Source organism: Streptomyces sp. NPDC050549 (assembly GCF_040655035.1).
GTDB lineage: Bacteria > Actinomycetota > Actinomycetes > Streptomycetales > Streptomycetaceae > Streptomyces.
Window position 1 is genome coordinate 36,227 of record NZ_JBFAJD010000019.1, and the last position, 24,121, is coordinate 60,347.

General features: G+C 70.3%; 21 protein-coding genes. 9 read left to right on the forward strand and 12 right to left on the reverse strand.

Features of this window, described 5'->3' with window-relative positions; translation table 11 throughout:
* Positions 1-27 precede the first annotated feature (27 nt).
* The 3 genes from AB0I51_RS26290 to AB0I51_RS26300 form a co-directional block, all read right to left on the reverse strand.
* Positions 28-555, reverse strand: coding sequence for an SRPBCC family protein (locus AB0I51_RS26290; protein WP_362979093.1), 528 nt, complete (start codon positions 553-555; stop codon positions 28-30).
* Between the two features lie 6 nt (positions 556-561).
* Positions 562-942, reverse strand: a complete 381-nt coding sequence (locus AB0I51_RS26295; protein ID WP_362979095.1) for a metalloregulator ArsR/SmtB family transcription factor — start codon at positions 940-942, stop codon at positions 562-564.
* 98 nt (positions 943-1,040) lie between these two features.
* Positions 1,041-1,481: a VOC family protein gene (locus tag AB0I51_RS26300; RefSeq protein WP_362979097.1), complete on the reverse strand. Its 441-nt coding sequence runs from the start codon at positions 1,479-1,481 to the stop codon at positions 1,041-1,043.
* 87 nt (positions 1,482-1,568) lie between these two features.
* Here AB0I51_RS26300 and AB0I51_RS26305 point away from each other — a divergent pair, with 87 nt between their 5' ends.
* The 4 genes from AB0I51_RS26305 to AB0I51_RS26320 all read left to right on the forward strand — a co-directional run bounded on the left by AB0I51_RS26305 (position 1,569) and on the right by AB0I51_RS26320 (position 5,290).
* Positions 1,569-2,234 carry a helix-turn-helix domain-containing protein gene (locus tag AB0I51_RS26305; RefSeq protein ID WP_362979099.1) on the forward strand — a complete coding sequence of 222 codons (666 nt, stop codon included), beginning with the start codon at positions 1,569-1,571 and terminating at the stop codon, positions 2,232-2,234.
* 532 nt (positions 2,235-2,766) lie between these two features.
* Complete coding sequence (locus AB0I51_RS26310; RefSeq protein ID WP_362979101.1) at positions 2,767-3,024, forward strand: hypothetical protein; 258 nt, start codon at positions 2,767-2,769, stop codon at positions 3,022-3,024.
* A gap of 165 nt (positions 3,025-3,189) precedes the next feature.
* Positions 3,190-4,692: an MFS transporter gene (locus AB0I51_RS26315; RefSeq protein WP_362979103.1), complete on the forward strand. Its 1,503-nt coding sequence runs from the start codon at positions 3,190-3,192 to the stop codon at positions 4,690-4,692.
* 220 nt (positions 4,693-4,912) lie between these two features.
* Positions 4,913-5,290, forward strand: a complete 378-nt coding sequence (locus AB0I51_RS26320) for an STAS domain-containing protein (RefSeq protein ID WP_362979105.1) — start codon at positions 4,913-4,915, stop codon at positions 5,288-5,290.
* Between the two features lie 138 nt (positions 5,291-5,428).
* Here AB0I51_RS26320 and AB0I51_RS26325 read toward each other — a convergent pair whose 3' ends face one another.
* Positions 5,429-5,866 (reverse strand): protease inhibitor, encoded by a 438-nt coding sequence (locus AB0I51_RS26325; RefSeq protein ID WP_362979107.1) that lies wholly within the window; start codon positions 5,864-5,866, stop codon positions 5,429-5,431.
* Between the two features lie 359 nt (positions 5,867-6,225).
* Between AB0I51_RS26325 and AB0I51_RS26330 the strand changes: the two genes are divergently transcribed.
* Together AB0I51_RS26330 and AB0I51_RS26335 are read left to right on the forward strand one after the other, a co-directional pair.
* Complete coding sequence (locus tag AB0I51_RS26330) at positions 6,226-6,777, forward strand: hypothetical protein (protein WP_362979109.1); 552 nt, start codon at positions 6,226-6,228, stop codon at positions 6,775-6,777.
* A 202-nt stretch (positions 6,778-6,979) separates the two neighbouring features.
* Positions 6,980-8,566, forward strand: a complete 1,587-nt coding sequence (locus tag AB0I51_RS26335; RefSeq protein WP_362979111.1) for a cytosine permease — start codon at positions 6,980-6,982, stop codon at positions 8,564-8,566.
* A gap of 192 nt (positions 8,567-8,758) precedes the next feature.
* On the opposite strand, the gene AB0I51_RS26340 is transcribed toward AB0I51_RS26335, so the two are convergent.
* Positions 8,759-10,387: an RICIN domain-containing protein gene (locus AB0I51_RS26340; RefSeq protein WP_362979113.1), complete on the reverse strand. Its 1,629-nt coding sequence runs from the start codon at positions 10,385-10,387 to the stop codon at positions 8,759-8,761.
* A gap of 388 nt (positions 10,388-10,775) precedes the next feature.
* The gene (locus AB0I51_RS26345) at positions 10,776-11,657 is read right to left on the reverse strand and encodes an oxidoreductase (RefSeq protein WP_362979115.1); all 882 of its coding nucleotides are present in this window, start codon (positions 11,655-11,657) and stop codon (positions 10,776-10,778) included.
* 134 nt (positions 11,658-11,791) lie between these two features.
* Here AB0I51_RS26345 and AB0I51_RS26350 point away from each other — a divergent pair, with 134 nt between their 5' ends.
* Complete coding sequence (locus AB0I51_RS26350; RefSeq protein ID WP_362979117.1) at positions 11,792-12,664, forward strand: helix-turn-helix transcriptional regulator; 873 nt, start codon at positions 11,792-11,794, stop codon at positions 12,662-12,664.
* A gap of 3 nt (positions 12,665-12,667) precedes the next feature.
* Here the strand turns inward: AB0I51_RS26350 and AB0I51_RS26355 are convergent, their stop codons facing one another.
* The 4 genes from AB0I51_RS26355 to AB0I51_RS26370 form a co-directional block, all read right to left on the reverse strand.
* A complete protein-coding gene (locus AB0I51_RS26355) occupies positions 12,668-13,042 on the reverse strand; it encodes a toxin Doc (RefSeq protein WP_362979119.1) in 375 nt (124 codons plus the stop codon).
* Positions 13,043-13,045: 3 nt separating this feature from the next.
* Entirely contained in the window at positions 13,046-13,291 is a 246-nt protein-coding gene (locus AB0I51_RS26360) for a hypothetical protein (protein WP_019068554.1), read from the reverse strand.
* 82 nt (positions 13,292-13,373) lie between these two features.
* Positions 13,374-13,985, reverse strand: coding sequence for a hemerythrin domain-containing protein (locus AB0I51_RS26365; RefSeq protein ID WP_362979121.1), 612 nt, complete (start codon positions 13,983-13,985; stop codon positions 13,374-13,376).
* Positions 13,982-15,595 (reverse strand): MFS transporter, encoded by a 1,614-nt coding sequence (locus tag AB0I51_RS26370; protein WP_362979123.1) that lies wholly within the window; start codon positions 15,593-15,595, stop codon positions 13,982-13,984. Before AB0I51_RS26370 ends, AB0I51_RS26365 begins: the two co-directional genes overlap by 4 nt.
* Positions 15,596-15,762: 167 nt before the next feature.
* On the opposite strand from AB0I51_RS26370, the gene sigJ reads away from it, so the two are divergent.
* Positions 15,763-16,686: an RNA polymerase sigma factor SigJ gene (gene sigJ, locus AB0I51_RS26375; protein WP_362979125.1), complete on the forward strand. Its 924-nt coding sequence runs from the start codon at positions 15,763-15,765 to the stop codon at positions 16,684-16,686.
* Positions 16,683-18,149 carry a cytochrome bc complex cytochrome b subunit gene (locus AB0I51_RS26380; RefSeq protein WP_362979127.1) on the forward strand — a complete coding sequence of 489 codons (1,467 nt, stop codon included), beginning with the start codon at positions 16,683-16,685 and terminating at the stop codon, positions 18,147-18,149. The genes sigJ and AB0I51_RS26380 overlap by 4 nt, the downstream gene beginning before the upstream one ends.
* 470 nt (positions 18,150-18,619) lie before the next feature.
* Here AB0I51_RS26380 and AB0I51_RS26385 read toward each other — a convergent pair whose 3' ends face one another.
* On the reverse strand, positions 18,620-20,863 hold the full coding sequence (locus tag AB0I51_RS26385) for a glycoside hydrolase family 9 protein (protein WP_362979129.1): 2,244 nt from the start codon (positions 20,861-20,863) through the stop codon (positions 18,620-18,622).
* 159 nt (positions 20,864-21,022) lie between these two features.
* Complete coding sequence (locus tag AB0I51_RS26390) at positions 21,023-24,121, reverse strand: glycoside hydrolase family 2 TIM barrel-domain containing protein (RefSeq protein WP_362979131.1); 3,099 nt, start codon at positions 24,119-24,121, stop codon at positions 21,023-21,025.

A 24,121-nucleotide genomic window follows, 5' to 3' on the forward strand; every position in this document is an offset into this window, starting at 1 on the left:
GACAGGACTGTCCGAGCCCGGCACGGATCAGTCCAGGCCGGGCACGGGCGCGCCGGAGGGGATTCCGGCCGCCAAGTAGCCGTCGTAGAACGCCTTCCAGGGCGCGCCGCCACCGGCATGCGGCCCCTCGACACGCTCGGCGCGGGCCTTCGCGTCCAGGGCGCCGAGGCAGACCTCCCAGCCGGCGCCGTTGCGGGACGCGGTGTCCTCCGCGCTCAGGACGTTGTTGAGGGTGAAACGGGTGCGCTTCTCCTCGACCTCCTCCAGGTCGAAGTGCAGCTCGTCGCCGCCCCATTCGAAGGAGAGGTGCCGGGGCGGTTCGACGGCGATGACCTTGCCGGTCGACTCCGGCATGTTCGGGTCGCCGCTGAAGGCGACCGTGCCGCCGGGACGCAAGCCGAACTCGGCGCGTGAGGGGAACCACTGGGCGAGTTCGTCGGGGTCGGTCACGAACTGCCAGACGCGGTCGAGGGGTTGGTCGTAGGTGCGGCTGAAACGGACGGCGGGGCGGCCGTCGTCGAGGGTGAGAAAGGTGCCGGTGAGATCGACGGACATGGTGGATCAGTCCTTCGGGACGGGTTTCCGGGCATCGTCGTCCGACGTCTTGTCGAGGCGTCGGCCGTGGGGGTGCCCCCGCGCGAGCGAAGCCGAGCGTGGGGGATTGTCGAGGCTGCGGTTCCACAGCTCGCGGTAGGGGGCAAGCCATGCGTCGAGTGCGGCGATCGGGGCGGCGTCGAGGGCGTAGACGCGGCGCTGCGCGTCCTGCCGTACCCGGACCAGGCCCGCGTCCCGCAGCACCCGCAGGTGCTTCGACGTGCTGGGCTGGCTCAGACCGCAGGCCTCCCCCAACTCGACGACGGGCCGGGGCCGCTCCAGGAGCAGGGCGACGATGGCCCGCCGGTGGGGATCGGCGAGGGCGGCCCAGAGCGAGGCGTCGGACATAGATCCAATATGCCTCCGCGGTTATATACCGGTCAAGGCATGTATGGCGACGCCCGCTCAGGAACCGCGCGCCCCGCGCAGGAACCCGAGCGCCCCGGTCAGGACACCGGGCGGCCGTACCCGGGGACGCCCTCGTGATCCACCCCGTGCGCCGCCCAGCTGTAAAGGTGCAGGTCGAGGCCGTCCGGGTCGTTGAAGACCAGCAGCCAGCCGATCGAGGCCTCGATCACCGGCGAGTGCGGGACGCCGAGGGTATCGAGGTGGGCGGCCCAGGCCTCGATGTCGGCGCGGTCCGGAACCGCGAAGCTGACCGGGTCGAAGCCCTGACAGCCTTGCGCGGCCCGGGAGTTGACCCGCAGGCAGAGCATCGAGTCGCCGAGTCCCGGCACCTCCCCCGCCAGTCCGCGCACGACGCCGTCCTCCGCGTCCGGGAACTCGTGCGTGACCTTGAAGCCGAGGACGCGGCCGTACCAGTCGCGCGAGCGGTCGAGATCGGTGACGGGCAGCTTCACATGGTGGATTCCGGCGAGCTCCGGCATGGCGCTCACGCTCCTCATCGCTCCGGTTTCACTCCGCTGAATTTCACCGCAGTATCACTGCGCCGATTTCCTTCTAGACTCCTCCCCATGCCCGAACCCGTCAACCAGAAGAGCGACCGGAAGCGGCCCTACCGCTCGGCCAGGCGCGCCGAGTCGGCGGCGGCGACCCGCGCCCGCATCCGGGAGGCGGCCGCCCGGCTGTTCACGGAGAGGGGGTTCACGGGCACACGCATGAAGGAGGTGGCGGCGCTGGCCGGGGTCGGCGAGCGCACGCTGTACGACACGTTCCCCACCAAGGCCGCCCTGTTCGGGCACACCCTGGGTGTCGCGATCGCCGGTGACGAGGAGCCGGTCGCCGTCCCGGACCGCCCCGAGACCCTGGAGATCCGGGACGACCCCGACCCCGGACGCGCGATCGGCCGCAGCGTCGACCAGATCACCGAACTGCTGGAACGCGCCGGTGACCTGATCATGGTGACCGTCGAGGCGGCGGGCGCGGACCCGGACATGCGGGCCTCCGCGGACGCCGGTGCCGAGGCGACGTACGGCGTGCATCTGGCGCTGGCCACGGCACTTGAGGAGCGCGGGGCGCTGCGCGCGGGCCTCGACGCGCGCACCGCCGCCGACACGCTCTATGCGCTCGCGTCACCGCACATGCATCAACTCCTGCGCAGACACCGGGGCTGGACACGGGAGGCCTACCGGGCATGGCTGCGGCGGGTGTTGGTCGCGGAGCTGCTCGGCCCTCACTGAGCCGCCCCTTCCAGAGCGCGGGGACGTCGGCGTCGCGGCTGTGCGGCTGCGTCGCCAACACCCGTACCGCCGCCGCGAATCGGTCCGGGTGGCGCAGGAACTCCATGTGAATGCCGGGGAATTCGGCCCACGGCGCCCCGATCCGGCGGGCGATCTCGATCGACGGGCGGGCGCAGTACGCGCCCCGGTCCTCCACTCCCGCGCCCAACGCGCTGGGAAACGGGCCGACTTGAGCGCGTTCTCGTCGGGCCGGAAGCCCGCGAAGCCCGACCACTCCGCGCCGAAGAGGTGGTCCTGGTTCCCCAGGAACCGCTTCCAGAGCTCACCGGGCCAGCGGTACGTGCCTTCGCCCCGGGTGGTCTCGGCGAACCGGCGCCCCGCAGCCGGGGCTCCGCCCTGCGCGTACAGCGCGGCGAGTTCGGCGAAGAAGCCGCGCCCGGGGTCGCCGTCGGGAAGGACGTTCACGGCGGGCGGATCACGGGCGATCAGGCCCATCATCACCTCCGGGTGAAGTGCGGCCAGCACGAGGCCGATGATCGCTCCCCCTGTTGCCGAACACCAGCGCCCGCCCGCCGGCCGGGCCGTCGACGAGCGCGCGGGCGTCGGCGGCCTGCACGGCGAGGTCCATCGGTGTCCCGGAGCGGCCGGTGCTGCGCGAGTTCCCGCGCCGGTCGTAGGAGATCACCATGAAGGCGTCGGAAAGGATCTCCGCAACGCCGTCGTAGCCGGCGTCTCCCCCCCGGCCCCGCTGATCATCAACAGCGCCGGGCCGGCACCGCGCACCTCGTAGTACAGCCCGGCCCCGTCGGCCTCGAAAACGCCCTTGCGCGTGCCTGGATCCCCGCCTCCAGCGAAACGTTGCCGTTTCGCTGAAAGTACTCTAGTGTCGATGTGTACGAAACCGTTTCGTTTACGTTTTGGTAAACCCCGAACGACTTCCCTGGAGTGGTTCCCGATGTCCCAGAAGACTCTGAGCGAAGGCACCCGGTCGGGTGCCGTGGAGGCGCAGCCCGCGTCCTCCTCGAAGCGTTGGTGGATCCTCGCGATCGTCGCCGTGGCCCAGCTGATGGTCGTCCTCGACGCCACCATCGTGAACATCGCCCTGCCGTCGGCCCAGAAGGACCTCGGCTTCTCCGACGGCAACCGGCAGTGGATCGTCACCGCGTACGCCCTGGCGTTCGCCTCCCTGCTGCTGCTCGGCGGCCGGATCGCCGACCTCTTCGGCCGCAAGACCGCCTTCCTCGTCGGTGTCGTCGGATTCGCCGGCGCCTCCGCCCTCGGCGGTGCCGCCAACAGCTTCGGCATGCTGGTCACCGCACGCGCCCTCCAGGGCGTCGCGGGCGCGCTGCTCGCGCCGGCCGCGCTCTCCCTGCTCAACACGACGTTCACGGACGCCCGCGAGCGCGCCCGGGCCTTCAGCGTGTACGGCGCCATCGCGGGCGCCGGCGGTGCGGTCGGCCTGCTGCTCGGCGGTGTGCTGACCGACGCCTTCGACTGGCGCTGGACGCTCTATGTCAACGTCGCCATCGCCTTCGTCGCCTTCGCCGGCGGCTGGGTCCTGCTCTCCAACCACCGCGACGCCGCGGGCTCCAAGCTGGACGTGCCGGGCACGGTGCTGGTCGCCGGCGGTCTGTTCTCCCTCGTCTACGGGTTCTCCAACGCCGAGACGCACGACTGGAGTTCACCGCAGACCTGGGGCTTCCTGATCGTGGGCGTCGTACTGCTGGCGGCCTTCGTCTGGTGGCAGAACCGCGCCGAGCACCCGCTGCTGCCGCTGCGCATCCTGCTCGACCGCAACCGGGGTGCCTCGTTCCTCGCCGTACTGATCACCGGTGCGGGCATGTTCGGTGTGTTCCTCTTCCTCACCTACTACCTCCAGCTCAACCTGGGCTTCAGCCCCACCAAGACCGGTGTCGCGTTCCTCCCGATGATCGGCGCGCTGATGGTGATGGCGCAGGTGGGCACCACGGTCCTCGTGCCGCACCTCGGCCCGAAGGTCGTCATTCCGCTGGGCTTCGCCATCGCCATGGTCGGCATGGCCTGGCTGACGGGCATCGGGGTCGGTTCGTCCTACGCGAGCCATGTGCTGCCGCAGCTGATCGTGATCGGCGCGGGCCTCGGCATGGTGATGCCGCCGGCGATGCAGCTCGCCACGGGCGGGGTGGCCGCCGAGGACGCGGGCGTCGCCTCGGCGACGGTCAACGCCATGCAGCAGGTGGGCGGTTCGATCGGTACGGCGCTGCTGAACACGCTGGCCGCGAGCGCCGCGACCGACTACCTGGCCGGGAAGGACGCGACCAGCAAGCTGGTCCAGGCACAGGCGACGATCGAGAGCTACACGACCGCGTTCTGGTGGTCGGCGGGCTTCTTCGCCGCGGGCACGCTGATCGCGCTCGGGCTCTACCGTCGCGGGGTTCCGCAGCAGGACGCGGACGCCGCACCGGTCGTCCACATGTGATCCGCTCCGCCGAAAGCTGAGCCGCACAGACTGAGGGGTCGCCGTCCGCAGGGAGACGGCGACCCCTCTCCACTGTCCTACTGACAGAAAGTCAACCTTTCTGACCGAAGTTCACCATGTCGAGTGAACCAGATCTTGCGGGCGGCGTGTCATGGATGTTCAGGGCTTCTCCGGGGTAACTACCGAGACCGAATGCGCCCCGTGCCGAGGTGGAGCGGCCATGACAGCGGAAGCGGACGAACGCGACAGTCCCGCGGCCAACTCCTGTGCCCGTACGCGGCCGTACGGCCCCTTCACGGTGGTCGAGGTCTCGGGGGAGATCGACATGGCGACCGCGGACCTGGTAGTCGAGCACCTGGACGCCGCGACGGCGGTCGTGGAGCCCGACGTACTGGTGGATCTGCGGCCCGTCGAGTTCCTGGACTGTTCGGGGCTGCGCGTCCTGTGCCGTGCCGAGGGACGGGCGAGGGAACGCGGCGGACGGCTGCGGATCGTCTCCGACGGGCCGCGCATCGACCGGCTGTTGCGCGCCTCGGGTCTGCTGGGCCGCTTTCCACCGCTGCGCGCGATGCCCTCCCAGGAGGAGAAGCCGCAATGAAGGAAGGGGCCGGCTCGGGCGACCCCACACCGCCCGGCCGACCCCTGCTGCGGGATCGCAGTGCTCCGTGACAGGGGCGCGCACTCCCCAGCTACGGACCCTTCCTGATGCTCACGGAGACCGTGCGACCCCGGTCTCTCAGAACGTGAAGACACCTCCGTACCCGTAGGAGTCCTTCACGCACTCGTTGGAGAAGACGCGCTCGTAGGAGACGCGCTTGCCCTGCCAGACACCCTCGACAGTGACGACGACGGGACGGTAGAGCTTGTTGCAGAGCACATCGCTCCGGGCCGCCAGGGCGTCGAAGTCGCCCCCGATTCCGCGCAGTTCGGCGCACGCCTGGGCAGCGGACGGGTGGGTGCCGGAGGAGGTGGGCGCGCAGGTGAGGGTCACCGCGCGTTCCGGTGTCGCGAGGGCGGCGTCGTCCCCGTGGCCCATGGTCAGCACCAGGGCCGACGGGGCGTAGAGCGCGGACGGGCCAGTGCCGTGGGCCGCGAGGGCGGTCCCGGTGAGGGGCCCGCAGACGGCGGTGGCCGTCAGGCCCAGAGTCGCTGCCCAGCGCGCGGTGTTCCGCATTGTGTGCTTCCTTCCGCTCGATACGAACCGATCACGAAACGGTCGGTTCGAAGAGATGCCGGTCCCGCTCGGTCGGTGCCGAACCGGCGGGCGCCACTCTGCCGAGTCCGTCGCCGGAACACACATCCGACCCACAGGTTTCAGTAACCTTGCGTGTTGAATCAGTGGCGTGAAGTCACGGAATTCGAACGCGCGGACCCCGGAACCACGGGCTTCCCGATCGCCGAATCGGGCCGGTTGGCCGGTTTACCCGCCCTCGCCAATCGTCCTGAAACAGTCCCGAAACATTCCGCTTCAGCTCTCGGCGCACTCCACCGCAGCCCCTTGCGTTCGCGCTGCTCGCGAGTAATCGTCATTACATGATTACGACAGAGCAGCAGGAGAAGCTTCGCGGCTGGTTCACCGGCCGTCTGCCCGACGACCTGTTCGAGGAGCTGGTCGAGGTCACGGTCGACCGCGAGGAGGTCACGGTCATCGGCCGCATCCCCGCGCCCCGGCTCGCCGAGGACGTCTCGGACGCCGAGAAGGAGGCGGCCGTCCAGGGTCGCGTCCAGGAGTTCCGCGAGCGCACCCGGGAGACCCGGATCGCGGTCGCCCGCGAGGCCGAGCACCGGTTCCGCAGGAAGGTCTCGTGGGGTGTGGAGTGCGCCGGGGAACGCTCCCTGTTCACCCACATCTCCGCACCCGTCATGACCCGGCTGCGCCAGCCCGAGCGCCAGGTCCTCGACACCCTCATCGCCGCCGGCGTGGCCCGCAGCCGCAGCGACGCCCTCGCCTGGTGCGTGCGTCTCGTCCAGCGCCACACCGACGACTGGCTCACCGAACTGCGCGACTCCCTCGAACACGTCCAGCGGGTCCGCGCCCAGGGCCCCGACGCCGAACCGGAGGACTCCCCGACCGACAGCGAGTGACATGAGGGGGGACGATTCCTCCACTCACGGCAGCGAAGATGGATGAACCGTCCTCTGGCGCGGGCATCGCGGCCGACCGTAGCGTCGGCGGACACCCCGAGGACGGCATCCGTTCACCCCGCCCACCCCGCGCGCGTGAACTGCCGTCCGCACCGCCACCGCGCCACCCCGCGCTCCACCGCCGTCTCCCGCTGGAGCCCCCTTGTCCTCGCAGCCCGCCCCCTCCCCCGCCGCGCCCGGCCAGTCCCTGACCGAGGTAGAGACCTATGGCGTGGAGCGCATCCCCGACGCGGACCGCACCGCCACCCCGCTCGACCTGTTCCGGGTCGCGTTCGGCGGCGCCAACACCTTCTCCACCTGCGTCCTCGGCGCCTTCCCCATCCTGTTCGGCCTCTCCTTCTGGCAGGGCCTCGCAGCCACACTCCTCGGAGTCGTCGTAGGCGCACTGATCCTGTGCCCGATGGCGGTGTTCGGCCCGGTCAACGGCACGAACAACGCGGTCGCCTCCTCCGCGCACCTGGGCGTGCACGGCCGGGTCGTCGGCTCGTTCCTGTCCCTCCTCACCGCCGTCGCCTTCTTCTCGATCTCGGTGTGGAGCTCGGGCGACGCCCTGGTCGGCGGCGCGCACCGGCTGTTCGGCCTGGAGCAGAGCACGCTGTCGTACGTCGTCGCGTACGCGCTGTTCGCCGGACTGGTTCTCGCGGTCTGCGTCTACGGCTTCCGGTTCATGCTGTTCGTCAACAAGATCGCCGTGACGTCCGCGACAGTCCTGTTCCTGCTCGGCGCGATCGCGTTCGCCGGGGACTTCGACCCGTCGTACGCCGGCGTCTTCACGTCCTCGGCGGACGCGGCCACGCAGTCGCTGTTCTGGCCGTCGTTCATCGGCGCGGCACTGATCGTGCTCTCCAACCCGGTGTCGTTCGGGGCGTTCCTCGGCGACTGGTCGCGGTACATCCCGGCGAACACCCCGCGCCGCAAGGTGGTTGGGGCCGCGTTCCTGTCCCAGATCGCGACGCTCCTGCCGTTCGTCTTCGGCCTGGCGACCGCGAGCATCATCGCCGCCAAGGCCCCCAAGTACGTCGACCCGGCCGCCCCCGACTTCGTGGGCGGCCTCCTCGCCATCTCGCCGAGCTGGTTCTTCCTCCCGGTCTGCCTGCTGGCCCTGATCGGCGGCATGTCGACGGGCACGACCTCGCTCTACGGCACCGGGCTCGACTTCTCGTCGGTGTTCCCCCGGCTGTCGCGGGTCCAGGCGACGCTGCTGGTCGGCGTGCTGTCCATCGCGTTCATCTTCATCGGGCGCTTCGGCCTCGACCTCGTGCAGTCGATCTCCACCTTCGCCACGATGATCATCACCTGCACCACACCGTGGATGGTCGTGATGATGCTGGGCTTCTACACCCGGCGCGGCTGGTACGACCCGGACGCCCTGCAGGTCTTCAACCGCCGTCAGCGCGGCGGGCGTTACTGGTTCGCGCACGGCTGGAACTGGCGCGGCATGACCGCCTGGTGGGTGGCCGCCGTGGTGGGCGTCCTGTTCACCAATATCCCGGGACAGTTCGTCGGCCCGTTCGGCGACCTGGCCAACGGCGTCGACATCAGTCTGCCGCTGTCCCTGGCCGTGGCCGCCGTGCTGTTCCTCTCGCTGCTCCGGCTGTTCCCCGAACCCCGCGCGGTGTACGGGCCCGAGGGGGCGCGGCTGGCCCGCACCGTAGAGATCCCGGTACCGCCGATCACCGGCCCCGGAGCGCCGGCCCCGGCACCCGCACCGGCCACCGCGGGCAGCTGATGCCGACCTGGATCGACCTGTCGGTGTCCGTCGTCACCGGGGCCCGTGTATCCCGGTGACCCGGCCGTCGAGGTCTCTCCCGCCCCGACCGCAGCCCACGACGGCGTCAACGTCCTTCATCTGCGCCTGTCGCGCCGGCCGCCGTGCAGAACACGGCCGGTTTCCTGACGGGTGAGCGGCCGGGGGATGCCGTCAGCTGAGCCGGTCCGCGCTGTGCGCGGGGCGTGGGGACGGGGCTCCCGTGCCGGCGATCGACAGCGAACCGGGGCTGGCCGACACCGAGTCGGTCAGCCAGCGCTGCGAGGCGGAGCCGTCGCGGACCTTGAGCACGATGTCGGCGTCCGGCTCCTTGGTGGTCGAGGTGAGCGCGAGCCCGGAGCCCCAGCGGGGCAGCAACTCGCCCCGCACGGTGTGGTCGTAGCGGACATCGTTGCCGCGCTTGGCCTTCGCGTCCGCGCAGGTGCCGAGGACGACGACGCCGGCGTCCGCGTGCGAGTCCAGGCACAACCCGGAGTTCGCCGCACTGCGCAACAGGCCGTCGGTCCCGTACGACCACTCCTGGGTCTCGGCCGAGGAGCATGTCGCGAGAACGGTGTCGGCGCCGGCCTTCACGGTGCCCCCGATGTCCAGGCACAGGTCGGCGGCGGCGTTGCGCAGCCTTGTCTGCCCGGGTACGGCGGGGAGCCGAGCCGTACCGGGGGCCGAGGCTGACACGTGTCCGTTCCCGCTGGTGGAGGCGACCGGGTCGGCGGTGCCGCCGTTGGCCGGCCACAGGCTGACGGCGACGACGCTCGCGACGACTCCGGCGCCGATCAGCCCGGCACCGACGAAGAACGAGCGGGGCGATCGACCGGAGCCGGCCGACCTGGCCGCTTCCACGATGCGGCGGCCGGGCGCGGGGAGCCGGGAGAACAGACGGTGCCGTCCCGTGCCGCCGCCGTGTCCGCCGTGCCGGCCGGGGGTCCGCGTCCGGGTGTCGGGCCTGGCGCGGCCGGGGCGCGAGGCGAGGTAGGGGCGGGCTCCCCAGCCGAGCACCGCCTCCGCGAGGAGGACTCCCAGCCCGCCTTCGAAATAACTCAGTTGTTCGGCGGCGAATCGGCAGTAGGGGCACTGGGCCAGATGCTGCTGGACATCGGGCAGCAGTGTGCCGCCGCGTCGAATGGGAACGTCGAGGAGTCGGTTGTAGAAGCGGCAATCCTTGGTCGGCGCGAGTTCCCGGTGGGCGCGTACACAGCCCTCGCGGAATTTTTCGTGCGCCTGCTGGAGAGCGGCCGACGCGGTGTCGGTATCCATGCCGAGCAGTGCCGCCGGCACCGATATCGTCTCGGCCTCGACCTCGGTGTGCCACAGCAGACACTGGGCGAACGGCTGAAGCGTCTGGAAAGACCGCTCGGCCAGCTTGCGATTTTCTGGTGTCATGGACTTGGCAAAACGCATCGCGCGACCCCCGGAGGCATTCTCCAGGTCCGGCAGAACACCGGATATTCGCTCCTCGGACGCCCACTCCCGGATCGTGTCGCGCACGGTCAGCAGCAGCCGGGGGCGCAGTGCCACGCCGTGTTCGCCGAACGTCAGCCGGTCGAACACCTGATGGAAGGCGGCCGCGGTGGCCATGGCGGGGGCACTGCCCGTGGCGGCGAGGCAGACTTCCGCGTAATCCTGGACCGGCTGCCAGTGCCGCGCCATCAGCAGCGCGACGGAATGTGCGGCCTCACCCTCCGGGCGGCCCCGCAGCCGGGCGGCCAGGGTCTCGTCGGATTCCCCGGGAGCCCCGCTGTCCGGCGGAGGGTAAGGAGGACGAGGAGGGGGAGGGGTGGACACGGAGTGGATTCCTCGGATTCGGTTCATCAACAGGTGAATGAGCCCCGGGCATTACCCTCGCGCGGGCGTTTCACCCTTGCACAACCCACTGAACCCAACAAGGCACTTGGGCAACATCCATACCTTTGAAAGAAAGTCAGATGCGCCGGCAACTGGGTTCCCCGGCACCGGCTTTCGACCTTCCATGCGCCCCGTGTGAACCATGCGCACACTCCGGTGCGTCGCGCACGCTCCCGGCGCACGGCACCGCGCGGTCCACTGGAATCGGCCCTTCTCGGAGGCCACGCGCTGGACGGCGGCTCTCCCGCGCCAAACGGCCGCCGACCCTGCTCCTCCCGCCCTCGGTCGGCGGCCCCGAGGGCGGGGGCGGCCCACCCCCGCCCTCCCTTCACCGGGCCTGGGCCTCGCCACCGATCGTGTCGAGTTCGGCGATCGCGTCGGCGGGCAGCACCAGGTCCGCGGCAGCGATGTTCTCGCGCAGATGGGCGCGGGACGAGGTGCCCGGGATCAGGACGGTGGTCGCCGAGCGCTGCAACAGCCAGGCCAGGGCGACCTGTTGGGGCGAGGCGTCCAGCCGGGCGGCGACCTCGGTGAGGATCTTCGACTGCAGCGGGGTGAACCCGCCGAGCGGGAAGTACGCGGCGAACGCGATGTTCTCCGCGGCGCACCGCTCGACGAGGGCGTCGTCCTGCCGGTTGGCCAGGTTGTACAGGTTCTGCACGGTGACCACCGGGGCGATGGCCTGCGCCTCGGCCAGTTGGGCGGCGGAGACCGTGCTGAGTCCCAGGTGCCGGATCAGCCCCGCCTTCCGCAACTCGGCCAGGGCGCCGAACTTCTCGCCGATCGACTCCTCGTCCGCGGTGTCCTGGGCACCGAGCCGGAGGTTGACCACGTCGAGCGCGTCGAGCCCGAGGTTGCGGAGGTTGTCGTGGACCTGCGCCTTGAGGTCCTCGGGGTGGCGGGACATGATCCAGCTGCCGTCGGGGCCGCGCCGGGCGCCGACCTTGGTCACGATGTGCAGGCCGTCGGGGTAGGGGTGGAGGGCCTCCTTGATGATCTCGTTGACGACGACCGGGCCGTAGAAGTCGCTGGTGTCGATGTGGGTGATACCCCGCTCGACGGCCTCGCGGAGGACGGCCACCGCTTCGGTGCGGTCCTTCGGCGGGCCGAAGACGTGGGGGCCGGCCAGTTGCATGGCGCCGTATCCCATGCGGGTGAGGGTGAGGCCCTCTGCGGGGGTGAGAGTGCCGCCGGAAACGGTGTCGGCCATGATGGCGCGCCTTTCGGTAGATGGGGCGTCTGGTGACCGACTCTGCGTCCGTCGCGGCCGGGCAGGCAGTACCCGGATGTTCCTGGTAGTGACGGGGACACCCACCTGCGCGGATTCGGATCTACGGTGGTGGGGTGGACAGCAAGAACGCGCTCGGTGAGTTTCTGCGGGCCCGCCGGGAGCGGGTCCGGCCCGAGGACGTGGGCCTGAGCGGCGGCGGGCTGCGCCGGGTGCCGGGGCTGCGCCGGGAGGAGGTCGCCCTGCTGGCCGGTATCAGCTCCGACTACTACCTGCGCCTTGAGCAGGGCCGGGACCGCAACCCGTCCGCACAGGTGCTGGAGGCGCTGGCCAGGGTGCTGCGCCTGGACGCCGCCGCGAGCGCCCATCTCCTGGGCCTGGCGCAGCCGGAGCGGCCGGCCGCGTCCCGCAGGCGGGCCAGGAGGCCCGAGACGGTGCCGGCGAGCGTGCGTGAACTGCTGGACACCTGGTCGGGGCATCCGGCGTATGTGCAGAACCGGTTCACGGACTGTCTCGCGGCCAACGCGCTGTGCCGGGCGCTGTCCCCGAACTATGTGCCGGGTACGAACCTGTTGCGAGCGGTGTTCCTCGACCCCGCCGAACGCGAACTGCGCCGCGACTGGGAGGAGTTGACCGCCGAAGGCGTGGCGACGCTCCGCGGTCACATCGGTCCCGATGTCGACGATCCGCGGCTGGTGGAGCTGGTGGGCGAGCTGTCCGTGCGCAGCGAGCGGTTCCGGCTGCTGTGGAGCCGGCACGAGGTGCGGCCGATGGTCGGCCGGATCAGTCTCCTCAGCCATCCCTTGGTCGGCGACTTCGAGCTGCGGTCCAACAAGTTCGAGATCCCGGGCACGGACGCCCTGAGCACGGTCGTCTTCCACGCCGAGCCGGGCAGCCGCAGCGCGGAGCTGCTGGGCCTGCTGGGCAGCCTCGCCGCGTCCGGAGACGGCGTACCCGAGGACACGTCACCGGCGCACGAGGACCGGTGACGCTCAGATCTGCCAGGAACGCAGCCGTTCCGCCGCCCCGTACACGTCCGTCTTCCCGGAGATCAGGTCGCGGGTCAGGTCGACGAGCGCGCCGTACGGCGGATCGATGCCGACGCCGCTGACGAACATGTAGGCGACCGCCGTGGCGCAGGCGAAACGGGCGTTGGCGGACGGCAGGGGCTTGAGCAGGGCGAGGGTGTGCAGCAGGGCGGTGGCCCGCCAGGCGGGGTCGGAGTCGACACCGAGGCGGGGCGGGTCGACGCGGTGCCGGGCGACGGCCGCCACCAACGCCGAGAAGTCGTTGATGGCGGGCTGGTCCGGGAGCACTTCCTCATGGCGCTGGAGGAGCCACGGCACGTCGATATGGATGACGGGCATGCGTCAGGCGACCCGCCCCTCGCCCTTGGCCGCCGGTTCGTCCTCCGGGAAGGCCGCGGCGAACTCGTCGGCGTGCGTCGCGAAGAAACGACGGAAGGCCTCGGCCCCCTCCTGCAGCGCCCGGTGCCGGGCAATGTCGGCGGCGGCGGCCTCCCGGACGAGGGCCTTCATCGACGTACCGCGCTCCTTGGCGATCTGCCGCAGGTCCTCTAGCTCGCGATCGCTGAACTCCACGTTGAGAGCTGGCATGACCTCACGGTACCGCTCGGGTACTCACCCGTAAATAACACCAGGTCAGGAGGCACACCCGACGGTACCGGGCGACCTGGCCCTAGCGCGTCGACCACAGCCCCCTGCGCCGATAACTCGCCTCCCAGAAGACCCGGTTCAGCACCCGCACCGGCGGCGGGAACGCCCCCAGGAACCGTTCCCGGTCCACCGCCGACACCCCGTCGACGAGCCACGGCACGAACACCGCGGCCCCGCGCAGCCCCTGTGTCTCCCGCAGCCGCCCGGTGAAGGCGGCCCAGTCCGCGTCGGTCAGCACCTCCCCCATCAGCGGCAGCGCGCTGTCCTCCTCGTGCTTGAGGTGATCGTCGAGGGTCGCCCGCAACGCCCTTACCAGATCGGGGAGTTCGAAGGCCCGATCGGCCAGCGCGGCGTCCACCGCGGCCAGCAGCGGGTCGATACGGGCGTGTTCGGCCTCCATCTCGTCCAGCATCCCGAGGTCCCGCGTACGCGCGCCGACCCGCGTCCGGACGCGCGGCCACAGGTCACTGTCCTCGGCGGTGTGGTGGATGTGGAGCTGGTGCTTGAAGTTCTCCCAGCCTGCGAGGACCGGAGCGGTGTGCGCCCTGCCGTCCGCGACCGCCCCGGCGAGCCGCTCCAGGTCGCGCCGGAAGGCGTCGTGGGAGGCGTACATGGGCGTGAAGTCGATGGTCATCGTGCGGCTTCCTCCAGTTCGGGCCCGGACACGGGCAGAGCGTGCGGGTTGGCGGACGGCCCCTGGTGCCGTCGTACGGCGAGACAGGCGAGAGCGCCGGTCAGCAGGACGGCCACGGCGACGTACACGGCGGGTCCCATGGCGTTGACGAAGCCGTCGGCGAAGACGTGACCGCCGAGGGCGCGCATCCGCTCGGCGATGTCGTGCGGGACGCCGGACGGGGCGCCGCCCTGCTGCCCGGCGCCGATGTCCGACTCGGACTTGGAGAACGCGGCGACGAAGGACTCCCGGTAGGCGGTGGGGAGTTGCCCGGCGCCGGCCCGGGCCTGTTCGGTGAGCGAGGAGGCGAGCTGGGCCTGCAGCACCGCGCCGATCACGGCGCCCGCGAGCACCGAGCCGACCTGGCGCAGCGCGTTGGTGACACCGGAGGCGGCTCCGGCGAGCCGGGGCGGAACGCCTCGCATGACCTCGGTGGCCATGGGCGCGAAGGTGCAGCCGACGCCGAGGCCGGTGAGGAAGAGCGGGAAGGCGATGGTCGGCCGGCCCGTGCCCACGTCCGCGACGCCGACCACCCACATCAGTCCGCCCGCCCAGGCGAGCAGCCCGCCCATCAGGATGAACTTGCCGCCGAGCCTGTCCGCGAGGGCTCCGGCGGGTCCCGCCACGACGAACGAGCCGAGGGCGACGGGCAGCAGGACCAGTCCCGCCTTCTGGGCGCTGAACCCGAGCACGGACTGCAGATAGATCGTCAGGGGCAGGAACATGCCGACCACACCGAACGACACGGTGACGCCCACGAAGTTGACGAGCGTGAAGTTCCGGTCCCTGAACAGCGAGAAGGGGACCAGGGGTTCGCCGGTCTGCTGTCCGCGCTCGTGGAGCAGGAAGGCCGCGAAGAGGACGGCCGCCGCGCCGAACAGGCCCCAGATCCAGGCATTCCAGTCGTAGCGCTGCCCCTCCGTCAGCCCAAATGCCAGGCAGAACAGGGCAGTTGAGGCGAGGGTGACGCCGGGGACGTCGAAGCGGCGCCGTACCGTGCGCTCGGCTCCCGGGATGACCGCCCTGGTCAGTACGAGCACCAGCGCGCCGATCGGCAGGTTGACGAAGAAGATCCACCGCCAGGACAGATGGGTGATCAGCACTCCGCCGAGGATCGGGCCCAGCGCGCCGGAGACGCCCGCCACGGCGCCCCAGATGCCCATCGCGACTCCGCGCCGGTCGGCCGGGAACACCTCGGTGATGATCGACAGGGTCTGCGGCATGAGCAGCGCCGCGCCCAGGCCCTGCACCGCGCGGAACCCGATGAGCTGCGCCGGGTCCTGCGCGAGGCCGCAGGCGAGGCTGGCCAGGGTGAACAGGGCGACTCCGGCGGCGAACAGATTGCGTTTGCCGCGCAGGTCGCCGAGGCGTCCGCCGGTGATCAGCAGGACGGCCAGCGCCAGGGTGTAGGCGTTGACGACCCAGAGGATCTCGTCCAGGGACGCGTCGAGGTCCGCTCCGAGCCGGGGGATCGCGATGTTCACGATCGTGAGGTCGAGGAGGGTCATGAAGAACCCGAGCGAGAGCGTCACGAGGATCGCCCACGGGTTGCCGTGCCACTTCTTGAACACGATGTCGGTCTCCTTGCGTAGGACTCGCGGTCAAGAGGCCGGGGCGGCCGCCGGATGTGACACGGCGCCGATGCGCAGAGACGTACGTCACATTTGCCCCCTCGGCTGTCACATTCCGGCCCCCGGCAGCCCTCGCAGTAGTGAGCACGCACCGGGGAGGCGCAGGTATGTCCGAGATCGCTGTCACCGAAGAGGCGACCGATGACTTCATGGACCATCGGGAGCTGTTGTTCAGTCTCGTCTACAACATGCTGGGCAGCGTCGCCGACACCGACGACGTCCTCCAGGAGACCTGGCTGTCCTGGACGGCGCGCGCCCGCCGTTCGCCGCTCGACACCATCACCAACCGGCGCGCCTATCTGGTCCGGATCGCCGTCAACCACGCGCTGCAGCGCCGCGCCACCATCAGCCGCCGCCGCGAGACGTATGTCGGCCCGTGGCTGCCGGAACCCCTGCTCGGCCCGGCCGACGACCCCGTCGACCCGGCGCTGCGCGCCGAGTCCGTCTCGCTGGCCATGCTGGTGGTGCTGGAGTCGCTGAGCCCGCTGGAGCGGGCGGTGTTCGTCCTCAACGAGGTGTTCGGCTACGCCCACACCGAGATCGCGGACATCATCGAGCGCTCCCCTGCCGCCGTACGCCAGCTGGCGCACCGGGCGCGGGCCCATGTGCACGCGCGGCGGCCGTTGTACGAGGCGCATCCCCGGGTGCGGCGGGAGGCTACGGAACGGTTCGTGCGGGCCGCGATCGGCGGGGACATCGCCTCGCTGATGGAGATCCTCGCGCCGGACGTAACGGTCTGGACGGACAGCGGGGGCAACCGGAAGCCGGCGGGCCTGCGTCCGGTGCACGGCCGGGACAAGGCGGTCCGCCTCATCAACTCCTTCGCGGGCAGGCGCCGTCCGCAGGACCTGGAGCTGAGCTACCGGCGCGTCAACGGCGACGAGGCGGCCGTGCTGTTCGAGGGCGACGCGCCGTACGCGGTGATGGTCATGGACCTCACGCCCGAGGGCGACCAGGTGTCCGGGGTCTACATCGTGACCAACCCCGAGAAGCTCACGCATGTGCGCAAGGACGACGAGGAGGACCAGTGACCACCCCGTCCGAGTCCTCACGGGGCGAGCGCGTCGCCGACTGGTTCGACGGCCGCCTCGGCATCCACTCGCTCGCCAAGCAGTATCTGCGCAAGGTGTTCCCGGACCACTGGTCGTTCCTGCTCGGCGAGATCTGTCTCTACAGCTTCGTGGTGCTGATCCTCACCGGCGTCTACCTCACCCTGTTCTTCCACCCGTCGATGAACGAGGTGACGTACCACGGGAGTTACGTCCCCCTGAACGGCATCAGGATGTCCGACGCCTACGCCTCGACGCTGCACCTCAGTTTCGACGTGCGCGGCGGACTGCTGGTCCGTCAACTGCACCACTGGGCAGCGCTGGTGTTCATCGCCGCGATGGTCACGCACATGATGCGGCACTTCTTCACGGGGTCGTTCCGCAAGCCGCGCGAGCTCAACTGGCTGTTCGGCTGGACCCTGTTGTTCCTCGGCCTGTTCGAGGGCCTCTTCGGCTACTCACTGCCGGACGACCTGCTGTCGGGCACGGGGATGCGCTTCGTGGACGGCGCGCTGCTCTCGGTCCCGGTCGTCGGGACGTATCTGTCGATGTTCCTGTTCGGCGGCGAGTACCCCGGCCACGACGTCGTGTCCCGCTTCTACTCACTGCACGTGCTGCTGATCCCCGGCGTCATGGCGGCACTGGTGGTCGTCCACCTCATCCTCGTCGTGCACCACAAGCACACCCAGTTCGCGGGCCCCGGACGCGCCGAACGGAACGTGGTGGGCTCCCCGTTCATGCCGGTCTATCTGGCGAAGGCGGGCGGCTTCTTCTTCCTGGTCTTCGGCGCGCTCACCCTCCTCGCGGCGGTGGCGTCCATCAACCCCGTCTGGTCCTACGGCCCCTACCGCGCCGACCAGGTCTCCACGGGCGCCCAGCCCGACTGGTACCTGGGCTTCGCGGAGGGCCTGGTCCGCGTGATGCCGGGCTGGGAAGTCACCTTGTGGGGCCACACCTTGGTGCTCGGCGTACTGATCCCTATCGTGGTCTTCCCGCTCCTCCTCGTCCTCATCGGCGCGTACCCGTTCCTGGAGTCCCGGCGAACCGGCGACCACCACGAACACCATCTCCTGGACCGCCCCCGCAACCGTCCCAACCGCACGGGCCTCGGCGTCGCCTGGATCAGCCTCTACCTGATCCTCCTGGCGGGCGGCGGCAACGACATCGTGGCGACGCGCCTCCATCTGTCGATCAACACGGTGACGTGGACGGTGCGGGTGGCGGTGTTCGCCGTCCCGGTCCTCTCCTTCGCCGTCACCCGCCGCATCTGCCTGGGCCTCCAACTCCGGGACGCGAAACTGGTGTTGCACGGCCGCGAGACGGGCGTGATCAAGCGCCTGCCGCACGGCGGGTACGTGGAGGTCCACCGGCCACTGGACCAGGCGGAACTCCACACACTCACCGCGCACAAACGGCCGAGGGAACTGGTCGAGCGGGAGCCGTAGCGCGTCCGCTGCCGGGCCGGCCGCGGATCCTGGAGGTGCACCGGGGTCCGCTCGGGCAGCTCGCGGTCCTGGTCCGTCCGCAGAAGGCAGCCCGGATCAGGCGGGAACTCCTCTGTGGGCGGGGCCGGTTGGTGGAACCTGACGGTGCGCGGGAGGGTTACCTCCACGAGCTTCCCGTCATGGAGCATCCACAGGCCGAAGCACTCGTCGTCCTGGTCGTGGATCAGCACCTGGACGCTCTCCGGCATGGGCCGCGGGAGCGACTCGAGATGCTTCAGGAGCCCCTCCCGTGAGCGCATGCGCTCGAACCCGGTGGCCCATCCCGCGCCGAACGACGTCCCCCACTGGCTCTGGATCGGAACGAACCGGCCACGCCGGGTGCGCTCCGGATCGTCCCGGGTCAGCGGCTCCCTCACCTCGGCGCGTACGGGGCCGGCACGACGACCTCGGCGAATGTGCTCGTCCGGAGATCATCCCTGATCCGCCGCGAACGAGGCCATCCACGCCAGCGCCGCGTTCCAGTTCACCGCCGTCTCGTTCGTCGACCACGACTGGATGTCGTCGATGTAGCAGAACTGGCCGACGCAGCCGGTGAGTTTGCTCTGTGCGTAGGGGTCCTGGATGGACGAGTTGGGGCCGCCCGCAAGGGTTCCACTCGGTGGGTTCGGGAGGACCGGGTCGAGTTCGTGGGCGTACCAGCGGCTGTGCTCGTTGTGGGAGTTGGCCTCTCCGTAGCCGGTGACGTACGACATGTTGAGGGCGTTGCGGCCGAGGATGTAGTCCATGCTCTGAAGCGCGCCGTCACGGTATTTCGCGGCGCCGGTCAGGTCGTACGCAGTGGCGATGACGTGCGCGTTGTTGAGGATCTGGCTGTTGGAGCCCCAGTCGTAGAGGTTGCCGGGCGGTGCATACGGCATGCCGTAGGGCTGGCTCCGCAGCGTGGCCAGGTAGGTGTCGGCGCCCTCGATCACGGAGCGGCGGAGCTTGTCCCGGCCGGGGAGTCGGCTGGGGACGGTGGCGAGGTCGAGCCGGCCGAGGGCCGCCGTCCGCGCCCAGTCGAAGCCGAGGCTGCCGAAGATGTCGGCGGTGTTGAGCGGCGAGTTGGTGACCTGGTCGGCGAACTGCCGTTCCCCGGTGGTGAGATACAGCTCGGCCGCCGCCCAGTAGAACTCGTCGGTGGCGTTGTCGTCGGGGTAGGCGCCACCGCCGGTGCCGTCGTTCGGGTCCGGGTAGACCGTGGGGTGTGCCAGCGCCGCCGCCCAGGCCTTCCGCGCCGCCTTGAGCGCCTTCGCCGCGAACTGACGGTCGTAGGGCCGGTACAGGCGGGCCGCCTGCGCCGCCGTCGCCGCCAGGTTCAGCGTCGCCTGCGTGGTCGGCGCGTGCAGTTCGCGCTTCTGCGGGTCCTGGCTCGGCAGCAGCGGCAGCCCGGTCCACTGTTCGTCGTGGACCTTGTCGTGGGCCATGCCCGCCAGCGGCTGCCCGTCCGGCACCTGCATCTTCATCAGGAACTCCAGCTCCCAACGGGCCTCGTCGAGCACGTCCGGCACCTTGTTGCCGCTCTCCGGGATGGCGAGGGTTCCGTCGCGCAGCTTCGCGGGCTGTCCGGTACGGGCCAGCAGTGAGCGTTCGTAGGTGCTGAGCAACTCCCAGGCGGAGATACCGCCGTTGACGACGTACTTGCCGTGGTCCCCCGCGTCGTACCAGCCGCCGGTGACGTCAAGTGTGTAGTCGCACAGGCCGGGTTGGCAGGGCACGTTCGCGTCGCCCTGGTTGGGGGCGACATTCAGGTGACCGGCCGGACGGGCGTACCCGGGGCGCAGGTCGTCGCGTATCGCGATGCCGCTGCGCTGCGTGTAGTAGTACTTCAACGAGTCGAGCCGCAAGCGCTCGTAGGCGGCGGTCCCGATGTCGAAGGGCCGGCTCGTCTCGCCGTCCGCCACCAGTGTGAAGCCCTCGCCGCGCCCCCGGTACGCACCGAAGTCGATGGACTGCACGTTCTGCCCGGACGCCACGTCGGTGCCGCGCGGCACGGTCCGCCCGTGCGCGACCACCGCACCGGCCGCGTTCCTCAACTCCCAGGGCAGCACGGCCGTCGACGCGGTCACCAGCGTCGCGTTCTTCGGCCCGCCCGGCAGATAGGCGACCTGGTTGACCCGCACACGGGGTCCGGTGTCCGGCTCGTACACCTCTGGCGGTACACCGCCGAGCAGGGACACGTCGTCCATGCAGAAGTGCCAGCCCTCCGCGCTCCCGCCGACCTGGAAGGCGACCTGCCCCTGTGTGGTGTCGACGGGCGAAGTGAACGTGTACGCAGAGGAGTTGCCCGATGTGCTCAGCTCGGGGCTGATCTCGTAGTAGGTGTCGTACGGCGCCACGGACAGCCCGACGATGGCCCGCACCACGTGTCCCTCGGGCGAACCCGACGCCGTGAAGGCGAACTTGTACGACTCGCCCTTGACCAGCGTGATGTCGTTCTGGCCGATCGCGGCGTCCCAGCGGTTGGTCGTGCCGCCGGGGACGTCGGCGCAGAGCTGTCCGTCGGAGAGGCCCGCGGTGACGTTGCTCGTCGTCCACCAGGGTGCGGTGGTGGTGTCGAAGGTGCCGTTCCTGACCTGTTCGATCTCGTCGGCTCCGGCCGGGCCCGCCGGCAGGGCGGTGAGGGCCGCCGCGAGGAGGGCAGTGGCGGCGAGCAGGGTCGTTCTGCGTCGTTTCACGTCTGGGCTCCTCGGGGAGGTGGGGGCGCGCTCCGACGCCATGCACGATGGGAGCGCTCCCAGATGCGGACGCAGGCCATGCTGTTCTAGACATGACATCCCGTCAACGGTCCGGACAGGCCAGATTTCCGTCCGGACCGTTGACCGAGCGACTGCCCGCTATCCGGCGGGAGCCTCCAACTTGCCGATCCGCACCGCCCCTTGGGCCACCCCCGGACGGCTGCTCGTCAAGGTCAGCCGCAGCCGGGAGCCGCGCACGGCGTCGAAGGTGACGACGGTCGGGCTGTCCGAGGCCGTGGCCCAGTCGACGGCCGTTCCCTCGACCGGCACCCATCCACCGTCGTCCCACACCGCGACCGCCACCGCCGCGGGCAGACTGTGCGTCGCGTCCACGGTGAACGACACCTCAACCCGGTCGAAGGACCGCGTCCTCCCCCAGTCCACCGACAACCAGTCCTGCTCGCGGGCACCGCTGAAGGCGGGCAGCAGGGCCGTGGCCGACTTGGCGAAGGCGTTGGACCAGCCGGTGGCCGGGTCGCCGTCCAGCACGGTGGCCGGAAGGGTGTCGGGGCGGCCCGAGTAACTGGCGTCGGCGTAGGGGTAGTTCGGGGGTGCCGGGTAGTCGGCCTCGAAGCGCGGTGCCGGTGTCGCGGCCATGTCCCGGGCGGGTGTCGTGCGGACGGTGACCGTGCCGGTCCGCAGCCCCTCCGCGCGCGCCGTCACCTTCAGCGCGCCGGCCCGCGTACCGGACCGCACGATCGCAAGTGCCTTGCCGTGGAAGGCGGTTCGGGTGCTCGCCTGGTAGCGCTCGGCGCTCTCCTCCCGCCCGTTGTCCAGCCCGGCCAGGGAGCCGCCCGTCACCGCGAAGGCGATCAGGTCCTCGGCGTCCGGCAGCACGACGCCATGGGCGTCGACGATCTCCGCGGTCACGAAGACCAGTGAACGGCCGTCGGCCGCAAGGGACTTGCGGTCGGCCGTGAGGCGCACGGCATGCGCGGCACCCGCGGTGCGCAGCACGTCCGTCGCCACCGTCCTGCCGTCGCTGCTCCCCACGGCCTTCAACTCGCCCGGCTCGTAGGGCACTTTCCAGCCGAGGTGGAGTTTGCCCGCGCTGCCGTTCGGGCTGGTGTAGCTGCCCGGGTAGGGGCCGGTGGTGAAGGTCCTGTCGTCGCCGGTGGCCTCGGTGGTCTCCAGGTAGGTGCGGCCGTCGGTGGTCTTCTTGGTGTCGAACGTCCGGGCCCCCAGGGACTTTCCGTTGAGGAACAGCTCGACGGTGTCGACGTTGGCGTAGGCCCAGACCTCGACCGTGTCGCCCGGCTCGTGGTTCCAGGTCATCGGCAGCAGATGGACCATGGGTTCGTCGACCCACTGGCTTCGGAACAGGTGGTACATGTCCTTCGGGAAGCCCGCCGTGTCGACCGCGCCGAAGAAGGACGCCTTGACCGGGAACACGTTGTACGGCGTGGGCTCCCCGATGTAGTCGATGCCGGACCACAGGAACTGGCCCGCGAACCACTTCCGGTCTCGGTCCTTCTTGTGTCCGTACTCGCCGCTCATCGTCCAGGAGGAGAGGTTGTTGTCGTAGGAGGAGGTCGCGCGTCTGCCCGGAGTGTGGTTCTCGCCGGTGTTGAGGTGTTCCGGCTCCTGGTAGGTGGACCGGGTCGAGGTCTCGGAGGAGGACTCCGACTCGAAGAGGAACAAGTGCGGATAGGCGGCGTGCAGGGCGTCGACGGACTTGGCGGTGTTGTAGTTGAGGCCCAGACCGTCCAGCTTGGCGAGCATGAGGTCGGCCGCGGAGCCCTTCGCCGGCACGGAGTGGTACTTGTCGGAGCCTATGACCACGGGCCTGCTGTCGTCAGCCGCCTTGACGGCGCCGATGATGCGGTCGGCCATGGCGAGCCCGGCGGTGGAGGTCGAGTCGGGGATCTCGTTGCCGATGGACCAGAGCACCACGGCGGGCGAGTTGCGGGTGGCGCGGACCATCTCGGTGGCGTCCGACTCGCACCAGGTGTCGAAGAACCGGTGGTAGTCGTAGGTCGTCTTGCCGGTGTGCCAGCAGTCGAAGGCCTCGACCATCATCACGATGCCCAGCTCCTCGCAGGCCCGGACGATCTGCGGCGAGGGCGGGTTGTGGGAGGTGCGGAAGGCGTTGACGCCCATCGACTTCATGATGGTCAACTGCCTTCGCACGGCGTCGAGGCTGATCGCGGAGCCGAGGGCGCCCTGGTCGTGGTGGAGGTCGACTCCCCTGATCTTGGTGGGGGTTCCGTTGAGGGAGAAGCCCTCGTCGGGGTCGAATCGGTAGCTGCGGATGCCGAAGGTCGTGCGGTACGTGTCGACCCGCTTGCCGCCCACGCGCAGTTCGGTCTCCAGGGTGTAGCGGTGGTCCGGCGTCTGGATGTCCCACAACTTGGGCTTGGGGACGGCGAGTTCATGGGTCTCGGTGTCGCGGTCGGCGACACTCGCCGTGGAGGTGGCTCGGGCCACGGTCCGGCCGCCGGGGTCGGCGATCCGCGATCGGATCTCGACCTCGCTCGCGGCGCCCGACTCGTTCAGCACGGACGTCCGCACTCGGACGACGGCCCGTTCGGCGGTGATGTCCGGCGTCGTGACGTAGGTTCCCCAGCGTTCGACGTGCACCGGCTCGGTGATCACCAGGCGGGCCTCGCGGTAGATGCCGCTGCCCGAGTACCAGCGGCTGCTGGGCAGTTGGTTCTGCACCTTCACGGCGACCACGTTCTCCGTGCTGCCGTCGGTGTGCGCCAGGTCGGTGAGGTCGAGGGCGAACCCCGTGTATCCGTAGGGGTGTTGACCGACCTGCGTGCCGTTGCAGTAGACGTAGGAGTCCATGTAGACGCCGTCGAACTCCACCGAGATCCGCTTGCCCGCGAAGGCCGGCGGCAGGGTGAAGGCGATCCGGTACCAGCCGAGGCCGCCGGGGAAGAAGCCGGTGCCGCTGGTCGTGCCGTTCGCGGTGGTGGGGGTCTGCTCGATGCTCCAGTCGTGCGGGACCGCGACCTCGCGCCAGGCCGAGTCGTCGTAGTCCGGTGCGGCGGCGTCCGCGTAGGCGCCGGTCGGGTCGGTGATCCCGCCCGGATTGACCAGCGCGAAGCGCCAGCCGTCCCGCAGCGCGACGGTGTGGCGGCCGGACGCGTCCGCCGTGGCGCCGGCGGCGCGTGCGGCCGGGGTGGCCAGGAGTGACATGGCCGTCGGCGCGGCCGTAGAAGCGATCAAAACCGATCTGCGAGTGACCGTCAT

Bases quoted from the DNA above. Each gene is read 5' to 3' on its own strand.
- AB0I51_RS26330 (WP_362979109.1), top strand. From the start codon at position 6,226: ATGATTACGACAGAGCAGCAGGAGAAGCTTCGCGGCTGGTTCACCGGC.
- AB0I51_RS26305 (WP_362979099.1), top strand. From the start codon at position 1,569: ATGCCCGAACCCGTCAACCAGAAGAGCGACCGGAAGCGGCCCTACCGC.
- AB0I51_RS26365 (WP_362979121.1), bottom strand. From the start codon at position 13,985: ATGACCATCGACTTCACGCCCATGTACGCCTCCCACGACGCCTTCCGG.
- AB0I51_RS26310 (WP_362979101.1), top strand. From the start codon at position 2,767: ATGATCGCTCCCCCTGTTGCCGAACACCAGCGCCCGCCCGCCGGCCGG.
- AB0I51_RS26295 (WP_362979095.1), bottom strand. From the start codon at position 942: ATGTCCGACGCCTCGCTCTGGGCCGCCCTCGCCGATCCCCACCGGCGG.
- AB0I51_RS26290 (WP_362979093.1), bottom strand. From the start codon at position 555: ATGTCCGTCGATCTCACCGGCACCTTTCTCACCCTCGACGACGGCCGC.
- sigJ (WP_362979125.1), top strand. From the start codon at position 15,763: ATGTCCGAGATCGCTGTCACCGAAGAGGCGACCGATGACTTCATGGAC.
- AB0I51_RS26360 (WP_019068554.1), bottom strand. From the start codon at position 13,291: ATGCCAGCTCTCAACGTGGAGTTCAGCGATCGCGAGCTAGAGGACCTG.
- AB0I51_RS26300 (WP_362979097.1), bottom strand. From the start codon at position 1,481: ATGCCGGAGCTCGCCGGAATCCACCATGTGAAGCTGCCCGTCACCGAT.
- AB0I51_RS26345 (WP_362979115.1), bottom strand. From the start codon at position 11,657: ATGGCCGACACCGTTTCCGGCGGCACTCTCACCCCCGCAGAGGGCCTC.
- AB0I51_RS26325 (WP_362979107.1), bottom strand. From the start codon at position 5,866: ATGCGGAACACCGCGCGCTGGGCAGCGACTCTGGGCCTGACGGCCACC.
- AB0I51_RS26390 (WP_362979131.1), bottom strand. From the start codon at position 24,121: ATGACGGTCACTCGCAGATCGGTTTTGATCGCTTCTACGGCCGCGCCG.
- AB0I51_RS26315 (WP_362979103.1), top strand. From the start codon at position 3,190: ATGTCCCAGAAGACTCTGAGCGAAGGCACCCGGTCGGGTGCCGTGGAG.
- AB0I51_RS26320 (WP_362979105.1), top strand. From the start codon at position 4,913: ATGACAGCGGAAGCGGACGAACGCGACAGTCCCGCGGCCAACTCCTGT.
- AB0I51_RS26355 (WP_362979119.1), bottom strand. From the start codon at position 13,042: ATGCCCGTCATCCATATCGACGTGCCGTGGCTCCTCCAGCGCCATGAG.